This is a genomic window from Flavobacterium sp., from assembly GCF_003525665.1.
In the GTDB taxonomy this organism is placed as follows: domain Bacteria; phylum Bacteroidota; class Bacteroidia; order Flavobacteriales; family Flavobacteriaceae; genus Flavobacterium.
Window position 1 is genome coordinate 717 of sequence record NZ_DQDX01000094.1, and the last position, 10,308, is coordinate 11,024.

Genomic DNA, 10,308 nt, shown 5'->3' on the forward strand with positions numbered 1-10,308 from the left:
CAGAAATAGTTCCTCCTGTTCCGCTACAAGCTATAAGATGCGTAATCTTTCCGTTGGTTTGTTCCCAAATTTCTGGACCTGTAGATTTGTAATGTGCATCAACATTCAAGTCATTAAAGTATTGATTTATATAAACCGAACCTTTAGTTTCTTCGTGTAATCGTTTTGCAACATTATAATAAGAACGATCATCATCTGCAGATACATGAGCTGGACAAACATAAACTTTTGCGCCCATTGTACGCAACATGTCTATTTTATCTTTAGAAGACTTAGAACTTACTGCAAGAATACAATCATAACCTTTTATGATACTAACCATAGCCAAGCTAAATCCAGTGTTTCCAGAAGTAGTTTCTATAATTGTATCGCCTGGTTTTAAGATTCCTCTTTTTTCAGCCTCTTCAATAATATATAAAGCAATTCTATCTTTAGTTGAATGTCCTGGATTGAAGGCTTCTACCTTAGCATAAAAATTACCTTCTAAATTCTCGGTAACTTTATTAAGCTTAATTAAAGGTGTATTTCCTATTAATTCCAGTACGTTATTAAAGGCTTTTATTTCTTCTTTCATAAATAAAATATTTGTTGAGGCAATGTAAGGATAAAATGAACCCCAAAACCTTGCAAATTTAATAAATTATTTTAAACTATTTTTTAATTTTTTCCAAATCTAACAAAAAAGTGAATTCTTTAGCCACTTCTTTTAGTGCTTCAAATCGTCCAGATGCGCCACCATGTCCTGCTTCCATGTTGGTATCTAGATACAATTGCTTGTTATTTGTTTTATAAACTCTTAATTTAGCAATCCATTTCGCTGGTTCCCAGTATTGTACCTGAGAATCGTGCAATCCAGTTGAAATATACATATTAGGATATTCCTTTTTTTCTACATTGTCATATGGCGAATACGACAACATATAATTGTAATATTTCTTCTTGTTTGGATTTCCCCATTCATCATATTCTCCAGTCGTTAACGGAATTGTTTCGTCTAACATTGTTGTTACAACATCTACAAACGGCACTTGAGCGATAACTCCGTTGTACAATTCAGGATTCATATTAATAATTGCACCCATTAATAATCCACCAGCAGATCCACCTTCAGCATATAAATGTTCTGGTAAAGTATATTTTTGCTCAATTACATGTTTAGAACAATCTATAAAATCGGTAAAAGTGTTTTTCTTTTTCAATAATTTTCCGTCTTCATACCAATTTCTGCCCAAATCTTCTCCTCCACGAACATGCGCTATGGCGTAAATAAATCCTCTGTCTAGCAAACTCAATCGAGTTGTAGAAAAATAAGGATCCATCGTCATTCCATAAGAACCATAAGCATATAATAAGAATGGATTTTTACCATTTAGTTCAATTCCTTTTCTATAAACCATCGAAATTGGCACTTTTGTTCCGTCTGTTGCGGTTGCCCAAATTCGTTCTTCGATGTAATTATTTTTGTCGAATTTTCCTCCGAGAACTTCTTGCTCTTTTAGAACAATTTTCTCTTTGGTTCGCATATTAAAATCGATAATAGACGAAGGCGTTGCCATAGATTGGTATCCATAACGCAAAATTTCGGTATCAAAATCAATGTTGGTTGTTGTGTATGCTGTGTAAGTTTCTATTTCAAATGGCAAATAGTACTCTTCTCCTCCATTCCATGGCATAATTCTAATTTTATTCAAACCATCAAAACGTTCAGAAACAACCAAATAATCCTTGAAAATATCTATTCCTTCTAGTAAAACTTCTTCGCGATGCGGAATCAAATCGACCCAATTTTCCTTTGATGTTTTGTCTTCTGGAGTTTTCATCAGTTTGAAATTGGTAGCATCATCTTTATTCGTAACGATATAAAAACTGTCTTCGTAATGTGAAATTGAATATTCTAATTCACGAGTTCGTTTTTGAAATACTTTAAATTTAGCATCAGGAGTTGCTGATAAAAGTATTTGATATTCAGATGTCAAAGTACTTTCTGAAGTAATAATCAAATATTTTTTAGATTTCGATTTATAAACTGTAACGTTAAAAGTATCGTCTTTTTCAAAATAAACTACAACATCATCAGCAGGATTGGAACCCAATTTATGTTTGAAAATTTTATCCGATCGAAGGGTAACTTCATCTTTTCTTGTATAAAAAATGGTTTTATTATCACTTGCCCAAGTTGCACCACCAGTAGTATTTTCAATTTTTAAAGGTAGAATTTCATTGGTTTCCAAATTCTTAATTTGAATAGTATATTGACGTCTAGAAACCGTATCAATTCCAAAAGAAACCCATTTGTTGTCTTCGCTAATGCTAATTCCGTTCAAATTAAAATACGTGAAATCCTTAGCCATTTCGTTACAATCAAACATAATTTCTTCGGCAGCAGTCAACGATTCTTTTTTACGAGAATAAATTGGGTAATCCTTCCCTTTTTCAAATCGTGTGATGTAATAATATCCGTTATAAAAATAAGGATACGATTCGTCGTCTTCCTTAATTCTAGCTTTCATTTCTTCAAACAAATCCTTCTGGAATGCCTTAGTATGTTCTGTAGATTTCTGGTAGTATTCGTTTTCTTTATTCAGATAATCAATTACTTCTGGATTTTCTCTGTCGTTTAACCAATAATAATTATCAGTGCGAATATGACCGTGCTTTTCTAATTGGTGCGGAATAATTTTGGCGATTGGTGGATGTAGTTCTGTACTCATATTTTCATTAAAATTCTCGACAAATTTAGAGCAAAGCTGTCTATATTAAATGTTAATTCTATTAAGTTATCCACTAGGAAATTAACAAATCAAGTTTCATGTTGCGGGTTTCGGGTTTCGGGTTTAAAATTGATTTTAATATTGAAATTGATTTTTGATATTGAAATTCTTACTTTTGTAAAAAAAATACAATCATATGGACTTAATGGGAATGATGGGTAAACTAAGAGATACCCAACTTAAAATTGAAGAAACTAAAAAAAGATTAGACACCGTTTTAATTGACGAACAAAGCAATGACGGATTGTTGAAAGTAACTTTTACAGCCAACAACAAGTTAAAATCTATTGCAATTGACGATTCTTTACTTGAAGACAAAGACCAACTTGAAGATTATTTAATAGTGGTTATCAACAAAGCAATTGAAAAAGCCGAAAGCGTAAACAAAGCCGAACTTGATGCTGTCACTAAAGTAGACATGCCAATGATTCCGGGAATGGAAGATATGTTTAAATAAATTCCAATAATTAAATTCCAAATTCCAATTTTTTATGATTAAAGATTGGAATTTGGAATTTTTAAAATTGGATTTTTGAGAGTGCTTCCAACACATAACTGTGCATCACTTCTCTGTAATCTAAATGCGTAACAATTCGAAGTTTTCCGTGACCCATCGAACTAATGTAAATATTCTTTTGCTTCAATTTTTCTATTACCCATTTCTCTTCAAGCGAAGCTCTTACAGAAAATATCAAAATATTAGTTTCAACAGTTTCTACTTTTTCAACCCAAGACAAGGTTTGCAATAATTGGGCTAATTCCTTTGCTCTTCTATGATCATCGTCTAATCGAAGCATGTTATTTTGCAAAGCATACATTCCGGCAGCAGCCAAATATCCGGATTGACGCATTCCGCCACCAAGAATTTTTCTAATGCGCAAAGCACGTTTCATATCGTCTTTACTACCAAGTAAAATCGAACCAATTGGCGCACCAAGTCCTTTAGATAAACAAACAGAAATCGTGTCAAACAATTCGCCAAACTGCTTCGGATGCTGTTTCTTGGCAACCATGGCATTCCACAATCGCGCGCCATCCAAATGGTATTTCAAATTATTATCAATACAAACTTCCTTGATTTTCTTCAGTTCCAAAATATCATAACAAGCGCCGCCACCTTTATTGGTTGTATTTTCAATACTCACTAACGAAGTTAATGGCGCATGATAAAATTCAGGGTCATTTATCGCATTTCTCACTAAATCTGCCGTAATCATGCCGCGTTTTCCATCTACTAAACAGCACGAAACACCACTATTAAACGATGCACCACCACCTTCATAATGATAAATATGAGAATATTTATCGCAAATAACTTGCTCACCAGGATTAGTGTGCAACTTTATCGCCGTTTGATTTGCCATAGTTCCAGAAGGAAAAAACAACGCCGCCTCCATTCCAAATAATTGAGCAACAGCACTTTCTAAATCATTAACCGTTGGATCTTGCTTGTAAACATCATCCCCAACCTTGGCATTGAACATATATTGTAACATTTCGTTACTCGGCTTAGTTACTGTATCGCTAATTAAATTTATTTCCATATCTCAAAACTAATCTTATTTTTGTAAAAACAATTGGTTCATTATTTAGAGTTCACTGATTTTTAGCCCTGATAGAAGTGGAAATCCTTTTTTAAAAAATTTCTATTTTTTCTTGTTTAAAAAAAGCGACCAAAGAAGCTCTTTTTTAAACTTAGAAAAAAAGGAATTTTTAAAAAAGATTGGAACGTATAGCAGGATTAGCTTCTAAATAATTTACTGCAAAAATAGAACAATTTATGACAAATACCGAACAAATAAAAGGTATTGTAGAGCGTCTTGGTGCGTTGAGGAGGTATCTTTGACATTGATGCCAAGCTTATCGAAATAACCAACGAAGAAGAAAAGACCTTTGCACCAGACTTTTGGAACAATGCCAAAGAAGCCGAACTGCTTATCAAAAACTTACGCCAAAAGAAAAAATGGGTAGAAGATTTTGAAAAAGGCAACGCATTGGCAGAAGAACTCCAAATTACCTACGAATTTTTCAAAGAAGGCGACGCTTCAGAAGAAGAACTTGATGCTCAATATGAACTAACAAACACTCATATTGAAGATTTAGAATTTAGAAACATGCTCTCTGAAGAAGGCGACAGCATGAGTGCTGTTTTGCAAATTACGGCTGGCGCTGGCGGAACAGAAAGTTGCGATTGGGCGTCAATGCTCATGCGTATGTACATGATGTGGGCAGAAAAGCAAAAATATAAAATCAAAGAGCTCAACTTTCAAGAAGGTGACGTTGCCGGAATTAAAACGGTGACTTTAGAAATCGAAGGTGATTTTGCTTTCGGATATTTAAAAGGTGAAAACGGCGTACATCGATTGGTGCGTATTTCTCCATTTGATAGTAATGCAAAACGACACACCTCATTTGCATCGGTTTACGTTTATCCTTTGGTTGATGACACAATAGAAATAGACATCAATCCTGCCGATATTGAGATTATTACATCTCGTTCAAGTGGCGCTGGTGGACAAAATGTTAATAAGGTAGAGACCAAAGTACAATTATTTCACAAACCTACTGGAATTCAAATTCAGTGTTCAGAAACGCGTTCTCAACAAGATAATAGGCAACGTGCCATGCAAATGTTACGTTCACAATTGTATGAAATTGAATTAAAAAAACAACTAGCACAACGCGCCGATATTGAAGCTGGAAAAATGAAAATAGAATGGGGTTCGCAAATTAGAAATTACGTAATGCAACCTTATAAATTAGTAAAAGACGTACGTTCTGGTTATGAAACTAGCGATGTTGATGGCGTTATGAACGGAAATATTGACGAATTTTTAAAAGCCTACTTAATGATGATGGGGCAAAAAGAAGAATAATTTTATGTTCAGTATTGATAATTAAATAATTACAAAAACATATAATAAATTTTAAAATTATATTCAATTCATAATTTGTTATTCATAATTTAATCTTATATTTGCATTGAGGATTCCGAAAGGAAGTTACACCTCACCGCAATAGCCGTCCGCTCCAGGTCGGCTTTTGTATTTTATAAAAGAAAATGTCCAGAAATAAAATAAAATTTCTGGACATTTTTTTATTAAAAGGTAATCAGTTTATAATACCTCATTTAAAAATTGAAGCATTGCTTTCCAAGAGCGTTTTGCTGCGTTTTCATTGTAAGCGGCACCTTTGCTGTTATCGTTTCCTGCTTTCTTTTCTGTAAAGGCATGAACAGCATTAGCATAATAAACCATTTGCCAATCGGTATTAGACTTTCTCATTTCATTTTGAAAAGATTTTATTTCAGCTTCTGGAACAAACGGATCGTCTGCGCCATGCAATACTAAAACTTTAGAATTTATTGGATTCACTACTCGACTTTCATCTCTTCCTAATCCGCCATGAAATGAAACAATTCCTTTCACTTTCATGTTTGCTCTTGCAGCTTCAATGGCACCAGTTCCGCCAAAGCAATATCCAATTACTACAATCTTATCTGGATTGGCACCTTGCTTTACTAATTGTTCTAAGGCCAATTGAATTCTAGTTTGGTATTCTTGAATATTTTTTTTGAAATAACCTGCTTTTTGTCCGGCTTCGCTTGTATTTGTAGGTTTGTTTCCCACGCCATAAATGTCAGCTACAAAGGAATAATATCCAAGTTTGGCTAAATCATCGGCGCTTTCTTTAGAATGATCATCAATTCCCATCCAAGCTGGAAGAATTAAAATACCGGGATTATCTTTATTTGCTTTGGATGGTTTTGCAATAAATCCGCTTAATTTTTGATTGCCATCGGTATAATCAACAGCTTTTAGTTGTGCTATCATAGCATTTGAAAATGAAAATAATACAATAAACAACGATGTGACTTTTAGTTTCATGTTTTTATTTCAAAGTTAGCTACTACAATACGAAACACTTGTTAAAAAAGTAATAAAAAAAAAGCGCCCGAAGTATCGAACGCTTTATTTAGAAAATTATTTTTTCTTCTTTGATTTTGCTTTAGCTTTAGATTTTTTCTTAGCTTGCTCTTTCTTTTTTGCTTTAGCTTTATCTTTTGCTTTAGCTTTTTTTGCTTTTTCTTTCTTCTTAGCTTTTCGCTTTTTCTCTTTATCTTTTTCTTTTTGCTTGTCTTTTTTAGCTTTGGCTTTTTTCTTTTCCTTCGCTTTTTTGTCTTTATCTTGTTCTTTCGACTTTGCTTTTTTTACTTTTTCTTTATCAGAATCTTTCATAATTTCTTCGGTTTCTTGATTTATATCACTAATTACCGAAGAAACTTCTTCTTTGATAACTTCGTCAGTTGTTGGTTCTTCAATTTTAACTTCTTCAACTTTAGCTTCTTCTACTTTAGCTTCTTCAACTTTAACTTCTTCAGCAACTGTTTTTACTGGAGTAACTTTAGCTACACGAGATCGAGTTCTTGGAGCTGGTTTCTTTTCTTCAGATTTTGTAACTTCTTGATTTGGAGTTTCATTTGTTACTTCAGAAATAACTTCAGGTGCGTTTTCTGTGGTAGTTGGTTTTCTTCTTATCATTATTTTAAGTAAATTAGTAAAGTTAATGTAAACTATTTGTAAATTTTATGTGAACAAAATTACGATTTAAAGTAATTGCCCAATGTTAAGTTTTCGATTTATATGAAAACTTAACATTGGGCAAGCAAAAATTGATTGAAAATTAAAGAATTTTATATTCCTATTTCAACTTGAAATCTTAAATACCAGTTGTTTTTAGTAGTTCCGTCAAAGTAATCTAATGTATCATAATTGATTTCGGCTTGAACTTTAAAAGCATGTTCCCAAATGTATTTAGTTACACCTAATGAGTATTGCTTTGTATTTGGAGTAAATGCTTCAATATCACGTCCTACTTTTTGAATTGAATAACGTCCTATAAATTCGTAATTCTTTTTGGTGTTGTAACTTAACTGATAGTCAAATCCGTTACCAACAAATGCATAATTACTTTGTGTTACATCCAATGGATTTATTGTAACTGCATTTTCATTTGTAGTTCTTGACATATAACTTGCCATTGCAGCCCAACCATTGTATTTAAACATACCATCCAATAAAACTGACTTCATTGTACGTTGCTCAAATAAATCATTTCCAAGCTGACCTTGTGTTCTTCTTGCATGATTATTTTGCTGGAATGCTCCAGATATCATTAATTTAGGTTTCTTTTCTCTTACAATATCTCCTTCAAAATTGGTTCCGTCTTTAGCGAAAGCACCAAACGGAAACAACTCTGCTTTTCCAGTTACTGCAATTCCATCATCAGGATTATCGGTACTATTTCTTCCTTCACCTGTAGAAACCGCCGCTTTAAAATTATAAGAGAATTTATCCAGATACTCGTTTATATTATGGACTTGAAATCCAAAATCTCTGTCAATTGTAAACCTTGCATTGTTAATCGTTCTGTCTGACAATTGTAATCCTCCAGATGAATTAATACGCTGTCTATTTCCCGGTAACTTTGTTTGTCCGAAACTCACATTCCAGTGATTATTTGGACGATAAAACACAACTGCATCACGAATAATATTAAGATTTTCACCTTCTTTAATTTCGCCAACATCACCAGGAGCAAAAGACAATTGTATGGCATATAGAAATTTTGGATTTCCAACATAACCATCAAAACGCAAACGCAAACGACGAATTTGTCCATCATAAGCTCCATTCTCACCGTCGTTTTCAATGTAAGTAACTCTGTTTTGCATTCTAAAACGAATATTTAATTGAAATAAACTATCAGGTGAAGTAAGTCCTAAACCTTTACCAAAACTATAATAAGGTAGCGCAGTTAATTTTAAATCATTATCATTTTTTGATTGACTTATATTTATTTGAGCATTAGAAAAACTAAAAAAAAGAAAACAAACTAAGTAGTAGAAAAATCTCATTATTTTTATAATTTGATACTTGCAAATATAAAAAAACTCCCAAAGAATTCTGATAGTTTGGGAGTTAATATGATAGAATATTTATTTTTAAACAAAATTATAAAATAGTAAATTAATGCAACCAAAAATAGCTAAAACAGGAATAGAAATTCATTTAGCAACACTTTACCGTAATAGCCAATGGCTCCAAATGTGCTTTTGTAATCAATAGACATTTTGAAATAAAAAAAAGTGACTCGAAAGTCACTCTTGTGTATATTAAAAATTAAATTGTACTTGTAAACGCAATAAATTACCCTTTTGCGAATTGTTTATTTTTGTAGCATCTTCATATCGTCTTGAAGATATTGTATAATCTGCCACTAATTCAAAGTTTTTAAAAGGTTGCCATTCTGCACCAATTTCGAAATCATTTACATCATAACTGCGTGCATCAAGTTCATGTTTTTTTCCTCCATCATACCAATGATATTTCGCAAAAGGAATTAAAGTTTGCTCTTTTATTTTTAGCATATACATAGTTTGTACATAACCGCCTTTTAAATTAGTTTCTTCAATTATTTTATTATTTACATTAAACTCAGGACCTCTACCAATATTATATTCAGCTTGAAATCCGAAAGGCTTTGGATATAACAAAACCGATGCGGCCACACGCTGATCTAAAAATTCGGGATTACTATTTTGAAATTGTACTCCTGTACTTGATGCTGAAACTGTATTTACAACATATTTACCATTATACCCTTGAATGCCAGCTTCAAAAACTTGACCATTTTTAAACTCAAATGGATATGAAAATCTAGCTACTATATGCTGATTGTTATTAGCTTCACTCCTATTTGCTGTCTGTCCGTTATACAAACCTATACCAAACAAGCCATAGTCACCACTTCCTTTTAAACCATCATCAATTAATTTTTTAAATAAAGCTCTTTTCTCTTTGGTAGCCCAATAAAAGAAAACTCCAATATCACGCTCATTTGAAACTGCACTGTTGATAGCATCAGCTCTATCTAAGGCAATCCTATTTTGAGACGATTGCATATTTTCAAAACCATAAGGAACTTTACTTTGACCTACTCTAAAACGAAACTCTCTATCTTTATCTAGCGATAAATCAAAATAGGCATCTCTAATTTGAAATAACTGGTTAGTTGTCCCAGCAGATGAAGCAAAGTCTGGTTGAATATAAATAAAAACCCTATTATGTACTTGACCAGACAAAATTATTCGACCTCGTCTAAAGAAAAATCCACCATTATTTCCCCATGATCTATCGCATTGTTCACATCCTAAATCACTATTTGTTTCTAGTAATCTATTGTATCTAAGTTGTGCATATCCTCTAATACTGATACTCTCATACCATTTTTTAATCATATTTTCAACTTGAGAGACTTTTTTGGGCTCTTCAATTTTACTTGCAATCTGAGCTAAATTTATATTAAAGAATAAAAGTAGTATCACTACATAGATTTTTTTTCTCATTTTTTAAAATTTGTGTTGTTTATGTTAAGTAGTTGTTATGTATTAATTTTGTAATAGTTTTAAAATTCTTAATTTAAGATTATGAAAAAAAATAGACATAACTTTAAATTAACATTGAAAAAAATGATT

At 32.4% G+C, this 10,308-nt stretch carries 9 protein-coding genes; 2 read left to right on the forward strand and 7 right to left on the reverse strand.

Annotated elements, in window-relative coordinates:
* Window positions 1-574: PLP-dependent cysteine synthase family protein (locus DIU01_RS06920; protein ID WP_290832847.1), on the reverse strand; the 574-nt coding region annotated here is incomplete at its 3' end.
* 76 nt (window positions 575-650) lie between these two features.
* On the reverse strand, window positions 651-2,711 hold the full coding sequence (locus tag DIU01_RS06925) for a S9 family peptidase (protein ID WP_290832849.1): 2,061 nt from the start codon (window positions 2,709-2,711) through the stop codon (window positions 651-653).
* A gap of 196 nt (window positions 2,712-2,907) precedes the next feature.
* Between DIU01_RS06925 and DIU01_RS06930 the strand changes: the two genes are divergently transcribed.
* Window positions 2,908-3,228 (forward strand): YbaB/EbfC family nucleoid-associated protein, encoded by a 321-nt coding sequence (locus DIU01_RS06930; protein WP_290832851.1) that lies wholly within the window; start codon window positions 2,908-2,910, stop codon window positions 3,226-3,228.
* Window positions 3,229-3,289: 61 nt separating this feature from the next.
* On the opposite strand, the gene DIU01_RS06935 is transcribed toward DIU01_RS06930, so the two are convergent.
* A complete protein-coding gene (locus DIU01_RS06935; RefSeq protein WP_290832853.1) occupies window positions 3,290-4,315 on the reverse strand; it encodes a low specificity L-threonine aldolase in 1,026 nt (341 codons plus the stop codon).
* 236 nt (window positions 4,316-4,551) lie between these two features.
* Here DIU01_RS06935 and prfB point away from each other — a divergent pair.
* Window positions 4,552-5,647, forward strand: a protein-coding gene (prfB, locus tag DIU01_RS06940) for a peptide chain release factor 2 (protein ID WP_290832855.1) whose coding sequence is annotated in 2 segments (ribosomal slippage) — window positions 4,552-4,614 and window positions 4,616-5,647 — 1,095 coding nt in all. Because the reading frame shifts where the segments join, the coding sequence is not laid out codon by codon here.
* A 240-nt stretch (window positions 5,648-5,887) separates the two neighbouring features.
* Here the strand turns inward: prfB and DIU01_RS06945 are convergent.
* From DIU01_RS06945 to DIU01_RS06960, 4 genes are all read right to left on the reverse strand, one after another.
* Window positions 5,888-6,658 (reverse strand): dienelactone hydrolase family protein, encoded by a 771-nt coding sequence (locus DIU01_RS06945; protein ID WP_290832857.1) that lies wholly within the window; start codon window positions 6,656-6,658, stop codon window positions 5,888-5,890.
* Between the two features lie 96 nt (window positions 6,659-6,754).
* On the reverse strand, window positions 6,755-7,312 hold the full coding sequence (locus tag DIU01_RS06950) for a hypothetical protein (RefSeq protein ID WP_290832859.1): 558 nt from the start codon (window positions 7,310-7,312) through the stop codon (window positions 6,755-6,757).
* 152 nt (window positions 7,313-7,464) lie between these two features.
* Window positions 7,465-8,688 carry a porin gene (locus tag DIU01_RS06955; RefSeq protein WP_290832861.1) on the reverse strand — a complete coding sequence of 408 codons (1,224 nt, stop codon included), beginning with the start codon at window positions 8,686-8,688 and terminating at the stop codon, window positions 7,465-7,467.
* Between the two features lie 258 nt (window positions 8,689-8,946).
* Window positions 8,947-10,179: a porin gene (locus tag DIU01_RS06960; protein ID WP_290832864.1), complete on the reverse strand. Its 1,233-nt coding sequence runs from the start codon at window positions 10,177-10,179 to the stop codon at window positions 8,947-8,949.
* Between the last annotated feature and the right edge of the window lie 129 nt (window positions 10,180-10,308).